Here is a 16,181-nt window from a genome sequence, read left to right as displayed (position 1 = left end):
TATGATAAGGCTTTCCTGAACGTTTCGCAACCCCGATTTTACTTGATAATTTATTCTTTCTCCGCCCTCCTTTACTGTCTGATTTCGCTGATAAAACAAAAAACGGCTTCCCCTGCCTGTCCCGGGAAACCATTTTCATAAACTGCTGAATGCTGTGCTGCTACTCTTCTGTTCGTTTCCTGTGATAAAAGAAATTACATAGAAATAGCACTGCCACCACCGCAGTCATAAACAAAATACCTTCTATCCTGTACGTTGCATCGTAATGGGCCTGGTCCAGTAAAAGCACCAGGTTCCACGAAATAAATAAAAATATTCCATACAAATAAAGAACGGACTTTGTACTTTTCATAAAACCCCTCCGTTAGTAACTTTTTGCCGCCACATTTCTGTACCCTGCCCCGCAGCTGGTAAATCTTTAGAAATAAAGTATATTAAAGAATTTACCTGAAAGGAGCGGTCACTATGAAAACCCTGCCAGTGTTAAGATTTATGCTGTTAATAGATCATCTGTACCTTCAGAAACAACCGGTGTAGCGGCCCAACATTTATTTCCTGGTTAACCACAGGCTCAAACAGAAAGGTAAAAAAATAAAGGGTTGCCCCTACAACGTATGTATATTATTGTTTTAAATGTAATTAAATTACATAAAAGTCGCAGGAGGAGTTCACATGTTTACATCCATACTTCAGCTTCCCTTCCGGCCCCGGAAGCAATTCGCTCTTTTAACAACCCGTTACTCTCTTCCTTTGGTGGCAGCTATTATTCTGAGCCTCAGTCTTTTACATACGTTTATTACAGAGTATATTTTTCGCGGAACTAATCAATCTTCAATTCTTTCCGGTGAACTCTGGTTTTTACTGCTGACGACTCTGTTTGGTGGAATTTCGTTTTTTATCTTACCCATAATTTTGAAAGGCGCGGCCAGCATTCATGATCATTCTCTTTCCTATCAAAAAGCTTTTTGGGTTAATATTTTAACTAGTATTCCTTCTCTCTTTTTGCTGCCGGTTGCGCTTATTGGATTGTTCCTGTTCTTTGCACAGGGAAACACTCCGACACTATTTACGCTTATCTACAGAGTGCTCGAAGGGCTTTCATTTATTTGGATATTTGTCGTTGCCGTCGGCACAATCCAGGTTGCAGCGAATACGAGCAGACCGAAATCCTTAACGATCGCTTTCACGTACTTATGTTTTGCCGTAATGGCTGCTGTCGTTACAGTTTTATTCCTGGGAGGCTTTTACGCAGCGTTCTAGCTTCCCCGCTGCCTGACCGATAAAAAAGGCTTCACCGCTTATATTTATACAATAACCCTTTTGGAATGTGGCAATAATCGTCGGGATATTTATCCAGCCTGTCCTGATGTTCTTCAGCACTTTTAATGTAATTGGTAAGAGGCAGCACCTCAACCATTATAGCCCCGTAATCCTCCCTCTCCCTGAGAAACGCCTTCGCCTCTGCTAAATGCTCCAGGCTTTCACTATATACGCCGGTTCTGTATTTCTCCCCCATATCCGGCCCCTGCTGATTTAAGCTGTATGGATCAATGATTTCAAATAAATATTCCATTAATCCGCTGACGGTTATCACGTCCGGGGCAAATTCCGTTTTCACGCATTCAGCGTAGCCATCGTAGTCCCCTTCAAGAGTATAACTGCTTCCGTTCGCTCTGCCCGCTTCTGTGAACTCCACGCCAGGCAGCGTTTTTAAAAACGCCTGCACGCCCCATAAACAGCCGCCGGCAAGGTAAATTGTTTCCATATAAACACACCTTTATTTAAAAGATTGGAACTACATTTTTTAAACACTGCAAGGCAAAAACCATTTATCTTGTTGGCACCTAGTAGTAGAATATAAAAAGGAATTATTTTACATTTTTTCAATGAATAAAGGAGAAACATTTATGATGAAAGAATGGCAAATTGGCGCATTGAGTGGTTTTGTGGCAACAATCAGTATTATTTTAGTGGATAGTTTAACCTTCTGTCCCTATCTTGTTCAACTACTCGTTGCTTTAGTGATTAGCGTTTTAGGAACGATACTATCGAATAGGCTGCTGAATTATTGGCGAAAACATAAAGAAAGCTCTGGAAATTAGCAAGGAGTATTTTCATATACCAGTCCATCTATTACTGAGTTTTAAGCTAATCGTTTAAGGAGGGGTATTATGAGTATATTGAGACTGTTTTATAAATTGTTTGGAACTGTATCGTTTGCTTTAATTCTTATGGACCTGCGCCATATTATTCATATGCCAGGTTGGTTATTTATATTATTATTGCTTATTCTGGCTATTTCTATTGGAATTTTCTTTTACCTTCAAAGAACACCATCCGGCGTTTCCACCGACTATAAAAATTGAGGGGGCCTATAAATGGGTATCTTTGGTGTATTGGCATTTTTAAGCACAAGTGTTTTTTTATTTTATTTAGGTAAAATTACTAATGAAAAGTAAAAAAAGAAGATTACCGGCAAAGCCTAACCGACCGTAATTGTGAGCACAAACCATGTAGTGGATTATCTCCAAAATGTATATAGGGTCATTAATAAAGCTACCATCCAGCCCAGGGCTGATAAACATCCCATTTCATAAGTTCCGCCGCCCTCTCGAAGCCCGTATACTATTAACCTCGTAGTAAAAAAGTTAAAATGGCACTTAGTGCGAGATTAATAATTAAAGCAACGGCTAACCATTCCTATTTCTGCATGGATCCCCTCCTAATATTCGTTGTTAGATCCAAATATATCTATTAATCAAAAACATAAAAATTATTCGTTGCTTCCCAGATTTTTTTCCTTGTATAATATAGGTATTTTATAGGTGCCCTGATACCATTCAAGCACATAATTATGAGGAGGCCCTCCACCATGCCATCACTCGACCAAACCGACCGGGCCATTCTACGGGCTTTGCAGCACAACGCCAAAGAATCATATTCCACAATTGCACGAACATTGAATGTAAGTGAAGGAACGATCCGCTCCCGGATCCGCAAAATGCTGGATGACGGGGTTTTTGACTTTATTGTTCATACCGACCCGAAAAAAATTGGTTTGGACGTACAGGTCATTGTCGGTATTAACACCAGGCTAGGACAGCAGCAGCATGTTGCTCTTCAACTCCAAACCTTTGAAGCTGTTCGTTTCGTAGGAGCCTTTTCTGGTAATCACGACCTCATGATACAGGCATACTTTTCGACCAATGAGGAATTGGTTTCGTTTATCAACGCCGATTTAGCCGCAATTGAAGGTATTTTAGATGTCGACGTCAACGTAGAGCTCAAGCAATATAAAGACAGTTTTTCCTATTAAGTACGCAACTAGGAATGGTTGAATAATAAAAATCATTGATATTCTCCGGCGAAAAATTTCATAATATTTTTGTTATTCCCTTGCAGGATTTCCTTCGCTGTCGAGTAAAGGTCTCAAACTGCTCCCCGTACCCGCAACTGTACACATATAATTAATGCCCGTCTCATGATCAACAATAATAAAAACTTCTCCAAGCTTAGACAAACTCTCTGATTGTTTGATGTAAAAACGCTTCTCTTTTTCCTGTTCATTTTTTCTAAACAATCGAATCCCCCTATATTTAACCAAAATTATCCCACCCTGGTTTGACTACCTTAATGTTCTGGGTTTCTGCCTATCATTCGTAAGCATCCAGACTTTTATTTTTGCTTTAGCAGTTTCTTCGCGACCGACCTGAAGTTTCCCTTCCAGTACGCCCGAAAAATATACACACTCTGTCTTAATGATCGAACCAATAAATAGCGTAGATACCCATCTATAAAAGAAAAATGAAATTTACTGCACAGTCACAAAACGTTTATTTCTCTTCGCTTTCCTTGACTTGAAGTACACATTAAGATCTAGAATACTAATTATACGATATAAAAGGAGGTTCACTTTATGTCATCAATCTGGACTCAGGAACAGCTCAGTCTTTTTGCCCGTTCCGATGATTTATACATTTCTCCCTTTTACAGCGATGGTAAAACCCCGGGCACTCCAACATGGATCTGGTCGGTGGTCGCGGATAATGCTCTTTACGCCCGGGCTTATAACGGCCAGCATTCCAGATGGTATCAGTCGGCGGCAGAACAACAGGCCGGGAAAATACAAATTGCCGGCAAGGAGTATAATGTTCTTTTTCACCCGGTCAGCCACGATCCAGAGCTTATGAAAAATATTGATCAGGCCTACCGGGAAAAGTATGGGGACAGTAGCTATATGCCTCCTATGCTGCAGGAGGGCCCTATCAGCGCAACGATGCAAATTCTTCCCCGAGAGACTTAAAGCACTGGTCTGGAAAACTTATACTCTCGATGAAAGCTTGATCTGAAGTTTTTAACCGTGCATATCTTTTCTTCACATACCACGAGGCTTTCTATGTGGTGCAGAAAGCCTCGTGGTATTAATATTAATCATTTCTTTTATATAAGCTTTAAATTTAAATATAGCAAATTTTTTCTCTTGCGGTGCCCCAAGGCAGGGCAATGCGTAAAATAACGAAAGAACGCCAGCCATTTCGGCCGGCGTTCTAACGGGGTATCATTACTCAAGGGGAGTAATGGGGAGGGATATTGCTCCCAAAAACAATTTAGCACGTATAATGGCCTGATACGCCCCTTCCCTCCTGATCTTAATAAACATTTAACAAACTTCAACAGCTCTGGAGCTTTGTCAGCCTTTATTCTTTTAACCCTTTTACGTTTAATCCTGAATTAATGGCAAACAGCTAGAGTAATTTCATTGTCGTTTTAGCTGCTGATCCCGTGCTCATATGGAGTTATACCTCCAGCTTAAAGGATGTAGAATTCCGTATAGAAAAGATTCTATACGTGGTAGTCCTTTCCCTAATAATTGCAGGGGCTTTAAGTATTTTCATTTCCAAATTGTATTTTGAGTACACAGGCACTCTTATTAATTTTTTAGCATATGCTTGTTTAATGTGATTAAGATCTCTTCTATCATTTTGGCGATCTCCTCCGGGCTTTTTTGAAAATCGGATTGAACCCACTCCTCGATGAGTGAGGCGCTTCCCCCTGCAATGAATACATAAAATGATTCTGTTTTTGAGTGGTCCAGGGAGCTTTCCCGGGCCCACCTTTCTGTGATACGCGGACGAAAGTAATTATGGATACGTGTAAATACGTTCTCCTGGCTGTTTTGCAGAACAACAAGCACCCTGCAGGCATCCCGATTTTGTTCGAGGTAGGCACACAGCCTGTACATGAGATTATTGTATTGATGACTGTCCAGGGAATGCTCGACTTTGTTAATAAAGGTCTGGGTAAACTCCGCTTCAATACTCGAAAGCAGAGCACTGGGAGATTCATAATGAGCGTAAAAGGTGTTCCGGTTAATATCTGCATACTTACAAAGCTCCGTGACCGTGATGGCACTAACGGGTTTTTTGTGCATTAATTCGAATAAACTATGTCTAAGAGCCATTTTTGTATACTTGACTCTCCGGTCGGTTTTAGAAATGGATTTCATATGTCTCCCTACTAAATGTGACATTTTCATGACTAACGAACATACATCCCTGAAGTTGTTCGTTATATAAAAAATGGTATCGAACAATATGTTCATTATCAAACACATTGTTAGTATACTTGATGCTCAGGAAGAAATCTATCCTGCTAAAATAACGCGTTCATGAAAGGAAGATCACTTTGGATCAATCCCACGAATCCGTACAGACAAGAGTGTTAAGTATACTCAGCGGCAGAAGCGAGGAGGACCCTTTTGCTGCTTTTGCCGAAGCAAGAGCGAAAGGACCGGTGCTCCCTATTCCGCATCCGATGGGGAGTGAGGATCATAATGCGTGGATGGTTACCCGGATGGACGAAGCTGTGCAGGTGCTTAAAGATAAAAAGGGTTTTACGGTCGATCCTGCTTCGATTGAGGCGGAAGGCGTCCGGGAGAATCTTTCCGTTACCGAAGACTCAAGTTCTCCGGACACGTTTTTTACGGGAAAATCCATGCTTTTCGTAGACGGTTTCGACCACCGTCGCCTGCGCACCTTAGTGTCTAAAGCCTTCACACCGAAATACATGGAAAGCCTGCGTCCGCGTGTGCAGGAAATTTCAGACGAACTGCTTGATAAAGTCGAGTCTAACGGGGAAATGGATCTTGTTAAAGACTATGCCTACCCTTTACCGATTAACGTCATCTCGGAAATGCTTGGGGTGCCGGAGGCAGATCGGGAAAAGCTTCAAATGTGGTCTTCGGCTATAGCCAAAGGTCTGGGATGGGGAAGGCAGGATCCGGAAGTGGCAGAACACCTGAACCAATTTGGCGAATATACGAAGCAGCTGGTGGACAGCAAGCGGGAAAGTCCCGCGGATGATTTAATCAGCAGCTTAGTCACCATCGAAGAGGAGGAAGACCGTCTCAGTGAATCGGAATTAATTTCGATGATCACGCTGCTGATATTTGCCGGCCATGAAACCACCTCCAATTTAATTGCGACCGGGACAATGGAGCTGCTGGATCATCCGGAAGAGCTGGAGAAAGTTAAGGAAGACCCTGGTTTGGTGCCTTCAGCCGTCGAGGAATTACTGAGGTTTAACGGGCCGTCCACGAGCGTCGGACCGCGCTATGCAACACAGGATACGGAAATTGCCGGGCAGCAGATCGCTAAGGGAGATATGATCCTGATCATCGTTAAAGCGGCCAACCGGGACGAAGAAAAATTTACTGAAGCGGAGGATCTGGAAATCGAACGCAGCATTGATCGTCATCTGGCCTTTGGACAGGGGCTTCACATGTGTTTGGGCGCCCCGCTTGCCCGGGTGGAAGGAGATGTGGCATTTTCAAATCTGTTCCGGCGGATGCCGAACCTTCAGCTGAAATACTCCCGGGGCGAGGTGGAATGGAACTACGCGCTGTCTTCTCAGGGACTGGATTCACTGCCGGTTACTTTTTAATCAGAGCAGGCAGGCTTTTCATCTGTTAAAAAAATAAAACACGCATTTTTATCGTGGATCATTTGATTCACGTTTTTTTTATTTCTTCCCCCTCCCCCTTAATGACGCAAATCATTCGCTCTTCCAAAAAAATCTATTTTTTCTTCTTACGGAAATTATTTTTAGTAAACGGACTGGAAATATAAACGACAAACAGAAATCCAAATACATGGGCAGAAATAAGGTCGGTTATTAACATTGTTCTTGAAATATCCAGAGCTGTCAGCGAAAACATTAGTATTCTCTCCACCTTTATAAATTCTTGCCATGGCGCACTTTAACGATCTTTACAGATTGATGTTTTTACGTCATCCACGGTTAAAATTTTCTCCTTTTTAAATTCCCCTATTATCATGTTCATAATCATCCAGAGGGCTTAATTTTTTCATTCAAAAGCCAAAAAAAGACCAGCCGTAAAGGCTGATCTGGAGAAAGGATGTATATTCATTAAGAAAAATATCGAATGAAGCAGCAACGTAACTTCGCCTGGCTATTATCCTAAATTAATAATTTTTAATACGCGGCTGACCGTTTTTTTACTGACTTTGCCGCTTGTAAACCGTGGGATCTGCCGAAAGGTCATATTCATAATAAACATCGTGTTGTTCGCCTGTAAGGGCTTATTCGCAGCCATTAATCCTTTTTTTATCGACACAATTAAAAGATATATCATTTGCCCTAATCCTTTTTTATACTTCATTTGGGCAAGTGTGTCGTTATGGTCCAAGTTCTTCTTTCTGTTCCATTTGGAAGCAGGAGGCGTGTGGCCTAAAAGAGCATGAAATTCTTCGTCTCTTATATGATGCACATCTGCTTTGCAATACGATGGCAGCTTTTCTTTATTATAGGGCGGAGCGTGATCGTCCCCTTCAATCGTTATCGTATGGGACAATCTTATATCCTGAATAGAACTTCCAATATTCAGTGTATACCTGCCGCTTTCCAGGGACCACGCCTGCATGGCTGGGTTATAGTAGGCGGCTTGATTTTCAGTAAATGGAATCGTTACTTCTTTGGCCTCTTCGGGCTCTAAATGCACTTTCACAAACCCTTTCAGTTCTTTTCGGGCCCGAAAGATGTGTGAATCCAATGGTTCAACGTAAAGCTGGGCAACCTCTTCCCCTGCCCGGGAACCTGTATTTTTTATCGTCAATGAAATATGTGTGCTGCTGACATGCATTTGGCTGTATTCAAAACTAGTGTAGGACAGACCGTACCCAAAGGGGAAAAGAACAGGAATGTCTTTAGTATCAAAATAACGGTAGCCAATGTAAATGCTCTCTCTATGCTCAGCGGTTGCTTCCCGGCCAGGATAGTACGGAGCTGAAGGGACATCGCTGTAATGAACAGGATACGTTTCAGCCAGTTTTCCACCTGGATTGTAGCCACCCTCCAGAATGTCACTCAAAGCTTCTCCCATGCCCTGGCCCCCAAGGTAAGCATGGATAATTCCCTGAACCTTTGAGGCAAAAGGCATTTCCACTATAGAACCGCCAGAAAGAATCACGATCACGTTATCATGGATGTTCGTCAGCTCTTCCACTAGCTCTAACTGATTATTTCCAAGCTTCATATCTGACCTGTCTATGCCTTCCGCTTCACTTCCTTCATCTAAACCGAGAAACAACAGAACAATGTCTGATTCTTTGGCAAGCGCAGCGGCTTCCTGCTTCAATTTTGTGCTGCTCCCCCCAAACCTTTTAAACCCCTTCGCATAGCCTGAGAGAGTTAACGATGTCTTTTGCAGGGCTTCCCACGGGCTGGGTAACCTGGTGGGCTGAACTAATGAACTTCCTGCGCCCTGATACCTTGGCACATCTGCAAAATCACCGATAATTGCGATCGTCTGCCCGCTTTGCAGCGGAAGAATATCCTGTTCATTTTTAAGCAGAACCATTGAACGCTTCGCCGCTTCCACGGCTGCCTCGTGGTGATGCTTCGTCTCAACTGCCTTTTTCGTATCAGCAGACCGGGTATCAAAGATTAAAGTGAGCAGCCGGTCCACGCTTTGGTCTAAAACGTCCTCCTCCAGCTCATTCGATTTTATTGCGTGCACGATCTCCTGATCCGTGATACCGCCGGTCGAGGGCATTTCAAGCTGATTTCCGGCCAACAGTCCCTTGATGCGGTCGTTGTTACCTCCCCAGTCAGTAACAACAACTCCCTCATAGTTCCATTGATGATAAAGCACTTCCTGCATTAGATACAAATGTTCATTGGCATATTCACCGTTTACTTTATTGTAGGCACTCATCAACGTTTTCGGCTCTCCTTCTTCCACGGCTAAGCGGAAGCCTTCTAAATAAATTTCATGCAGGGCCCGTTCATCGACGATTTCATCAATTGTCATTCTTAAATGTTCCTGACTGTTAACAGCAAAATGCTTGGGGCACGCAGATATACCGTTACTCTGGATGCCTCTGGTCATGCTTGCGGCTAATTTTCCGCTGAGAAAAGGGTCTTCGGAAAAGTATTCAAAATTCCTTCCGCCCAGCGGATTTCGTTTAATATTTAAACCAGGTCCAAGTAATACACTTACATTTTCATCGACCGCTTCGCTGCCAATATAATAACCAACATCGTGCAGCAGGCTTTCATCCCAGCTGTTCGCCAGCGTGGCAGCGGTAGGAAAGCAGGTGGAAGGGATGCTTTTATTCAACCCTAAATGATCGGCTTTTCCGCCCTGCTTTCTTAACCCATGGGGCCCGTCTGTCAGCATGATCGAAGGAATATTCAACCTCTCGATGTCCTGCGTGTTCCAAAAGTTTTTCCCGGACATCAGCGAAGCTTTTTCTTCCAGCGTCATCTGGTCAATAATTTCTTGGTTTTTCAGCATTGTGTTTACCACCTTGTAGGATTCGTATCATTCGTCCTCTTTTTTCATTTCTTGTGTTTGAAGAATGTAGTAGCAGATATTATGGACTGCTTTTCTAAGCCCTGCCACCGTTTCTGTTTCGTCTTCTTCCAGGTGCTCTGCCAGTTCTTCTTCAAATTTATTTGCCATAGGCAGATTGATAGGGAAAGCAAGCATCATGTCGTTTCCGGCATGTATGGCCTGCAACGCGTCGAAGTGCTCGCCCTGCGGTCCTATTCCTGCATCTGTAATGACAAAGCCTTCAAATCCCCACTCTTCGCGCAATACATCGGTCAGTAATGCCTGGCTGCCGCCGGACCATGTAGGCCCTACTCTTGTAAAGGAGGACATTGCTCCATGGGGCTCGCCTTCTTTTACTGCTTTTTCAAAAGGACGAAGGTAAATTTCCCGCAAAGCCTGTTCATTTGCCCATACATATAATCCGTTACTCGCCCGGTTCGTTTCCTGGTCATTTCCAACAAAATGCTTCATTACAGCGGTCGTATCGGTGCTTTCTAATCCACTGATATAAGCAGCACCGGTTTCCCCGACAAGATGAGGGTCCTCAGAGTAATATTCAAAGTTTCTGCCCCCAAGCGGCGTGCGGTGCATATTAAGTGCAGGAGCGTAGATCGCTTCCACATCAAAAGCATTGGCTTCCTCTCCCATCGACGTACCCATGTTTTCAACCAGCGATTTATTCCATGTGCTTCCAACATTGATCCCGGCTGGAAAAGCAACCGATGACCACGAGTCAAAGAAGTTTTTAATCGTAGAAGGCCCATCGTACATGGAGGTCCCCGGAATGCCTAATCGTTCGATTGGCACGGACCAGTAGCCGCCATCGCCTGCTAATTTGATCATTTCCTCGGGAGTAAATTGATCGAGAAAGTCATCCCAGAGAGGATCATTATAATCGAGCCCCTGCAGATCCTCGAGCACAATACCGTTATCCACATTCGTCGGAGGCGTCTCTTCCGTGGTGGCTTCATGCTCGTAATCCGCGGTTTCCTCCACGATATCCGGAATTAAGAAATCATCTTCCGAAGGTCCCTCGGGATAAGTTTCTTCCGGGTTTTCCCGGGACAAATACGTCAGATCACCTTCAGCGTCCTCGAAACGATTTTGAATCGGTGTACCAGTTGTGCCGTCTTCATTGTAAATGTTTGTTTCTTCCACTGTGAACGTGGAAGTGTCCTGGCTGTCCCGGATATGAGAAGCAACATCCAGCTCGTAATCTCCTTCCTCCAGCACCCAGGCTTCTTCATTCTCATGGTCATAAGTGGCCATATCCTTTACCGGAAAGCTGACAGTCACTACCTCCGATTCACCCGGATCCAGTTCTGAGGTTTTCGCGTATCCCCCAAGTTCCTTATCCGCTTTTTCCAGGCCGCCTTCATTATATGGAGGAGAAAAATAGACTTGAACGACGTCTTTGCCGGCTGCGTCACCTGTGTTCGTTACATTGATGTCATAAGAAATTTCGGTATCCGTGAAATTTGTTGCTTCAACGTTCCAGTCAAACTCTGTATAGGAGAGACCGTATCCGAATGGAAACTGAACGGTTTCCTCATATTCTTCGTCTGTCAGAAAGGTTTCATAGTACCGGTAGCCTACGTAAATGCCTTCCTCATTGTTAACAAAATGCCGGCCGGTCTCCTCCCCATTTTCATTTACATATTCAAAGTCTCCGGTATTTTCAACGGCAGGGTTGCTTTCGACGTTATAAGCGTACGTATCCGGCAGTCTTCCGGACGGAGAGGTTTCCCCCTTTAACACCCGTGCAATTGCATGCGTCCCGTATTGCCCGGGTCCCCCCACCCAGAGAAGAGCGTCAACATTTTCGTATTCCTCTATAAACCCAAATTCAAAGGCATTGAACGTATTTGCCAGAATGATGACATGTTCAAAGTTTTCGTTTAATGTTTCGATGGTTTCTTCCTCTTCTTTTCTTAACTGGGTATCTTCGATGGACAGGTCTATCGCTTCAGACCCTACTCTCGAAATAGTATATACTGCTGTATCAGAATAGGATACCGCTTCTTCAAGTGTGTCCCCGGGAAGCTCTGAGACGGGCATTTCTTCCGGGTTGTAGGGCAAAAAGCCAACCGCGTTTGGAAGAAGGGTCTGAATAAGTGACGGATCCGACGGTTCGAAATCTTCTGTAGTAGCTTCTTCTTCTTTTTCATAGTTATTATAGACGTTATAAAGCGTGGAATTATAGTTTATTCCTGCCTCGTCCAACGCTGTATATAACCCGTCAGCCTTCGTGTCATCAATGGACCCGGCTCCGCCTCCGCTGAATACCGGTCGTGCTGAACCAGTTCCAAACACGTTTATTTTTTTATCTTCCAGTGGAAGGACATCGTCATTTTTCAGCATCACAATGCTTTCCTCCATTACCTGCTCCGCCACTTCCCGTGATTCGTCTGCGGCTTCCGCCTGTTCATCGGTTAACGGCGCTGTAGCGCTTAAATACCAGTTAAGCAGGCCTCCCCCTATCAATAGGACAATCAGTAATAAAGAGCTCAGTATGTAAGGACGACGCTTCAGTTTTTTGTATTTTTTAAATCCTTTCTTTTTCGCCTTCCTTTCTTTTTTATCCTCCGTGCTTTTAATATCCTTCTTCCATTGCTTTATTTGCGTTTTATCGTCTCTTCGAAGATCCTTTTTTTCTTCTCTTGAAAGCGGTTTTCGTTTCTTTTTCTCTTCTCTTAGTGCTTTAATTTTCCTCTTTGCTTCTTGTTTCTGTTCTTTAACCTTCTCTTTAAATGCTGATCGGTCCATTGTTATGAACCCTCCCCCCTTGATTTGTAAGCGCTGACATTTATACATGTCTCTTGACTGCACTCAGTATACAAATGTCTAATAAAAAAAACATTCCCATTTAAGAAGGAATGCTTTTCCAAATATGAACCTATTTTTAAAATTGTATATTCCCCAATCCAATTTCTTTATTTTTCATTCCAATTATTGTGATCTTTTGTAAGCTCAATCAATTGAATTTCATGGGCATCCAGAGTCGTTTGAAGCAAACACGGATTTTCAGCATTCAAATAATCTGTTCGAAGACCCGGTTCTGCTTTTGCCTGAAGATATCTTTTCAGCTCAGGATCAATCACCTCAGGCGCCCCGAGCTCCACCCATGCATCATAGGAAGAGCCATGTTTCTGATTAACAAAATGTTTTTTTATCCGATAGTCTCCCTGCAGCCCTTTTAATTCAAATTGCAGGGACTGGGCAGCACTGTTTTCAAATACACCGTAGCGACTGGTAGGAGTTAATTGGGAATAATCGAACGATCTATATAAACGGTTTGGGTGGCTGTAATTCCAAAGCAGAATTTGAAGCCTGTCCTCCGACTTTGTCACAATCATATTCTCTTTTATGGTGATAAGCTCCTCCCCCAGCTTACTCAAAAAAGCAAAAGCGTGGTAGCTGGCTTTTTTAATCCCGTTATACGTCATTAAACCGAAACCACCGTGGTATAAAGTGGGCTCTCTGCTGAATTCCCTGAAAACATCCGTGAAGGTCCAATATCCCATGCCGCTTATTTTTTGAAAGTTATCCACGGCATTTTTGACAATAAAAGCCGCCATGTAACAGGTATCATGAAGAGGGTCGCCGTAATCACTGTTGGCGTTCCATTCCGTTATCCATTTTTCCTGATCCAGCGTGCTGTACTTTTTTGTATGGTTGATTATTTTATCTATTGAGGCGGAGAAGTTATCTTCCTCTCCAATCATAGTGACTTCACTTAAAAATTCTGTAACAGTACTAAAGCTATCCACTTTTATAGCAGGTTTCTCTTTTTTCTTTTCCCTGTTAGTCATCAGATTGTAGACATGAAACGAAAAGAAATCGAGGCCTACCTGCTGCTTGACGGCAAATTCATGAAAGTCATTCAGCCAGGAAGCGTTCCCATGAAAGTCAATGTTTCCGAAGCCGCCAACGCAAAGATCCGGGTCTATTGCTTTAATACACCGGGAGCTTTGAGCATAAAAGGAAAAGAATTCTTCTTTTGATTCACGCCAGAAATAGTCAACTTCCGGTTCATTCCAAAATTCAAAATACCAGCTCTTTACTTCTTTTGACCCGTAACGGTTGAATAGATGCCTGATAAAAGAATCCAGCAATTCCAGCCACCGTTCCATCGATTTGGGAGCTGACACCGAAGCCCTTCCCTCAAAAATGGTGTAGGACTTGCCGGCAAGCCCGCCTGGCATAAATCCAATTTCTATAAACGGTTTAATGTTATTTGCCAGCAATTGATCAATCAATGCTTCAATATGTGAAAAATTGGCATACCATGAGCCATCAGGCCTTTCATTGTATACCTCCAGCTGGTCCGAAAAGATATTGTGAAACCTTACATAGCGAAAGCCAATATCCTTCTGGAGCTGGAAAAGCTGATCATGAAAGTCCTTCCGTAAACCGAGCGCAGCATCGCCAAAGGTAGCTAAAGAGGTGAAGGAATGATTTATTGCTCTCGTGGATTGGGAAAAATCAATATTTTCCTTCGCAGCTTGCACCGCAGGGCCTGGAGTAGTTTTTATAGTCATGTATTGAAATAACTTCTTCAACGACTCGCGGCTGTTAATGCTTAAATAATCTCTCGGTATGCTGTAATCTATGCTGAATTGGTACTTTCTGCGATATTCGCCAGGAGCCATCTGCATATGCTTTCTGAATACCCTGTAATAGGATTTAGTGTCAGGAAAGCCGAACTCCAGCGCGATTTCTGTTACAGCTTTATTTGTTGTCTGCAATGCAAATAGTGATTTCTCCATCCGTATCGTATCCAGCTTCGTTTTTAGGGAAGTCCCCGCCTTCAGCTTGAAATATCTTGAGAGATGCTGCGGACTTAATGAAAACTCACTAGCGATTTCTTCGATGCTTAAAGAACTATTGGCGTAATGGTTATTCATATATTTCATTATCTCAAACAGTCTATTGTCCTCTAACAATTGCTCATCGGATTTTTGATATGAATATGCGAAATTTTCTCTTAATATAATTAATATTTCCAGAACAAGATTTTCGATTTTTAAAATAGAGCTATCCTTTTGGTTTATCAGTAAGTCTAAAATGAAAGCTAACAGCTGTTTCAGGCGTTGCACGTGAACGTCTTCGCCCGAAGATGCATGATAGGCATCAAGAAAAAATTGTTGTTCTTCTACATTGATGCCTCTTTGTTTCATGTAATTACTCTTGATCTGCAACACTAGTACGTGCGGCTTTTTGCTTTGGCCGACTGAATGAAGAAAGTGCAGTTCATTACTGTTGATAAAAAACAAATCTCCGGCGTTCAGATTGTAGGTTTTTTCATTTATTCTTATTTCCAGGGACCCTTCCAGCACGAATAGTAACTCGGGATCCTCATGCCAGTGATAAGGATAACGTTCAATAGTCTGTGCAAATATATTTATTGGCAGGTTACTTTGGTAATTAATCGATTCGTATGTATACATTTTTCTCCCCCCAGTAGTACGGTTAATCTGCATCATAACATTAATTGTTTATCTTTTATTGTTAGCTTGTTTTAAGTTTGAGCACTGCAATTCAAATTTCTTCACGGTGGAGAATCAATTGCCAATTTTCAGTTTAACCTTTATTGCTGATAAGAATGGCACCATTACTTCAATTTTTCTTATATTATGTAATACTCTCGGAGATCACTCTTACGTAAAGCATAGGAACATAAGGTAAATAGAAATTCTACGTTACTATGAATAAAGAGATTTTTTCAGAATTGTCCTTAAATTGATGTGCAGCAATTGAAGAAAACAAGTTTTTTGTGAAAAAATCAAGGGGTTCTGTACTTGCTGAATAAGACTAATTTTTTTGGGGGGACTGTTATAGTTGACCAGGCAGGAATTTCAGTAATAGATGAAGATTTTTAAAAACAATAACGAAAGAGTCTGCCTCCCCTCTTATCGTTTAGCGTAATCATATAAATTCTTTCTGTTAACAGTGCTTTACTGGAAAAAGAAAATATAAAAAATGAAATGGGGCTGGTCCGTTACTGAAACCTCCCCATTTCGTATACACAAAAAGAAAAAGATCCTCCTTTAATGATCCGGATGGAAAATCTCATCATATTTTTATTATTCCCGTACAGGATTTCCTTCGCTGTCGAGTAAAGGTGTCAGACTGCTCCCCGTCCCCGCAACTGTACACATATAATTAATACCCGTCTTTCGATCGACAATAATAAAAACTTCCCCAAGCTTAGACAAACTTTCTGATTGTTTGATGTAAAAACGCTGCTCTTTCCCCTCTTCATTCCTCTTGAACAATCGAATCACCCCCCATATTTAACCAAAATTACCCCACCTCAGGTTGA

At 42.5% G+C, this 16,181-nt stretch carries 14 protein-coding genes; 6 read left to right on the top strand and 8 right to left on the bottom strand.

Features of this window, described 5'->3' with window-relative positions:
- Nucleotides 1–160: 160 nt before the first annotated feature.
- Nucleotides 161–352: a hypothetical protein gene (locus tag Q9M42_RS01835; protein WP_322524825.1), complete on the bottom strand. Its 192-nt coding sequence runs from the start codon at nt 350–352 to the stop codon at nt 161–163.
- A gap of 320 nt (nt 353–672) precedes the next feature.
- Here Q9M42_RS01835 and Q9M42_RS01830 point away from each other — a divergent pair, with 320 nt between their 5' ends.
- On the top strand, nt 673–1,260 hold the full coding sequence (locus Q9M42_RS01830; RefSeq protein ID WP_322524824.1) for a hypothetical protein: 588 nt from the start codon (nt 673–675) through the stop codon (nt 1,258–1,260).
- 31 nt (nt 1,261–1,291) lie between these two features.
- Here Q9M42_RS01830 and Q9M42_RS01825 read toward each other — a convergent pair whose 3' ends face one another.
- Nucleotides 1,292–1,765, bottom strand: coding sequence for a peptide-methionine (S)-S-oxide reductase (locus Q9M42_RS01825; protein WP_322524823.1), 474 nt, complete (start codon nt 1,763–1,765; stop codon nt 1,292–1,294).
- A 142-nt stretch (nt 1,766–1,907) separates the two neighbouring features.
- Here Q9M42_RS01825 and Q9M42_RS01820 point away from each other — a divergent pair, with 142 nt between their 5' ends.
- The 3 genes from Q9M42_RS01820 to Q9M42_RS01810 all read left to right on the top strand — a co-directional run bounded on the left by Q9M42_RS01820 (nt 1,908) and on the right by Q9M42_RS01810 (nt 3,316).
- Nucleotides 1,908–2,102: a hypothetical protein gene (locus tag Q9M42_RS01820; RefSeq protein WP_322524822.1), complete on the top strand. Its 195-nt coding sequence runs from the start codon at nt 1,908–1,910 to the stop codon at nt 2,100–2,102.
- A gap of 69 nt (nt 2,103–2,171) precedes the next feature.
- Complete coding sequence (locus tag Q9M42_RS01815) at nt 2,172–2,366, top strand: hypothetical protein (protein WP_322524821.1); 195 nt, start codon at nt 2,172–2,174, stop codon at nt 2,364–2,366.
- Nucleotides 2,367–2,872: 506 nt separating this feature from the next.
- Nucleotides 2,873–3,316, top strand: coding sequence for an Lrp/AsnC family transcriptional regulator (locus Q9M42_RS01810; RefSeq protein WP_322524820.1), 444 nt, complete (start codon nt 2,873–2,875; stop codon nt 3,314–3,316).
- 72 nt (nt 3,317–3,388) lie between these two features.
- Here the strand turns inward: Q9M42_RS01810 and Q9M42_RS01805 are convergent, their stop codons facing one another.
- A complete protein-coding gene (locus Q9M42_RS01805) occupies nt 3,389–3,580 on the bottom strand; it encodes a DUF6440 family protein (protein ID WP_322524819.1) in 192 nt (63 codons plus the stop codon).
- Nucleotides 3,581–3,916: 336 nt separating this feature from the next.
- Here Q9M42_RS01805 and Q9M42_RS01800 point away from each other — a divergent pair, with 336 nt between their 5' ends.
- Complete coding sequence (locus Q9M42_RS01800) at nt 3,917–4,303, top strand: DUF2255 family protein (protein WP_322524818.1); 387 nt, start codon at nt 3,917–3,919, stop codon at nt 4,301–4,303.
- Nucleotides 4,304–4,930: 627 nt separating this feature from the next.
- On the opposite strand, the gene Q9M42_RS01795 is transcribed toward Q9M42_RS01800, so the two are convergent.
- Entirely contained in the window at nt 4,931–5,431 is a 501-nt protein-coding gene (locus tag Q9M42_RS01795; RefSeq protein WP_322524817.1) for a TetR/AcrR family transcriptional regulator, read from the bottom strand.
- Nucleotides 5,432–5,685: 254 nt separating this feature from the next.
- Here Q9M42_RS01795 and Q9M42_RS01790 point away from each other — a divergent pair, with 254 nt between their 5' ends.
- On the top strand, nt 5,686–6,942 hold the full coding sequence (locus Q9M42_RS01790; protein ID WP_322524816.1) for a cytochrome P450 family protein: 1,257 nt from the start codon (nt 5,686–5,688) through the stop codon (nt 6,940–6,942).
- A 532-nt stretch (nt 6,943–7,474) separates the two neighbouring features.
- Here Q9M42_RS01790 and Q9M42_RS01785 read toward each other — a convergent pair.
- The 4 genes from Q9M42_RS01785 to Q9M42_RS01770 form a co-directional block, all read right to left on the bottom strand.
- A complete protein-coding gene (locus Q9M42_RS01785; protein WP_322524815.1) occupies nt 7,475–9,817 on the bottom strand; it encodes a beta-glucosidase family protein in 2,343 nt (780 codons plus the stop codon).
- Nucleotides 9,818–9,844: 27 nt separating this feature from the next.
- The gene (locus Q9M42_RS01780) at nt 9,845–12,622 is read right to left on the bottom strand and encodes a beta-glucosidase (protein WP_322524814.1); all 2,778 of its coding nucleotides are present in this window, start codon (nt 12,620–12,622) and stop codon (nt 9,845–9,847) included.
- Nucleotides 12,623–12,789: 167 nt separating this feature from the next.
- A complete protein-coding gene (locus Q9M42_RS01775) occupies nt 12,790–15,306 on the bottom strand; it encodes a GH39 family glycosyl hydrolase (protein ID WP_322524813.1) in 2,517 nt (838 codons plus the stop codon).
- A gap of 636 nt (nt 15,307–15,942) precedes the next feature.
- Nucleotides 15,943–16,143 carry a DUF6440 family protein gene (locus Q9M42_RS01770; protein ID WP_322524812.1) on the bottom strand — a complete coding sequence of 67 codons (201 nt, stop codon included), beginning with the start codon at nt 16,141–16,143 and terminating at the stop codon, nt 15,943–15,945.
- Nucleotides 16,144–16,181: the final 38 nt, after the last annotated feature.

This window comes from Marinococcus luteus (genome assembly GCF_034497705.1).
Lineage (GTDB): Bacteria > Bacillota > Bacilli > Bacillales > Marinococcaceae > Marinococcus > Marinococcus luteus_A.
This window is presented reverse-complemented; position numbering and strand designations above follow the sequence as displayed.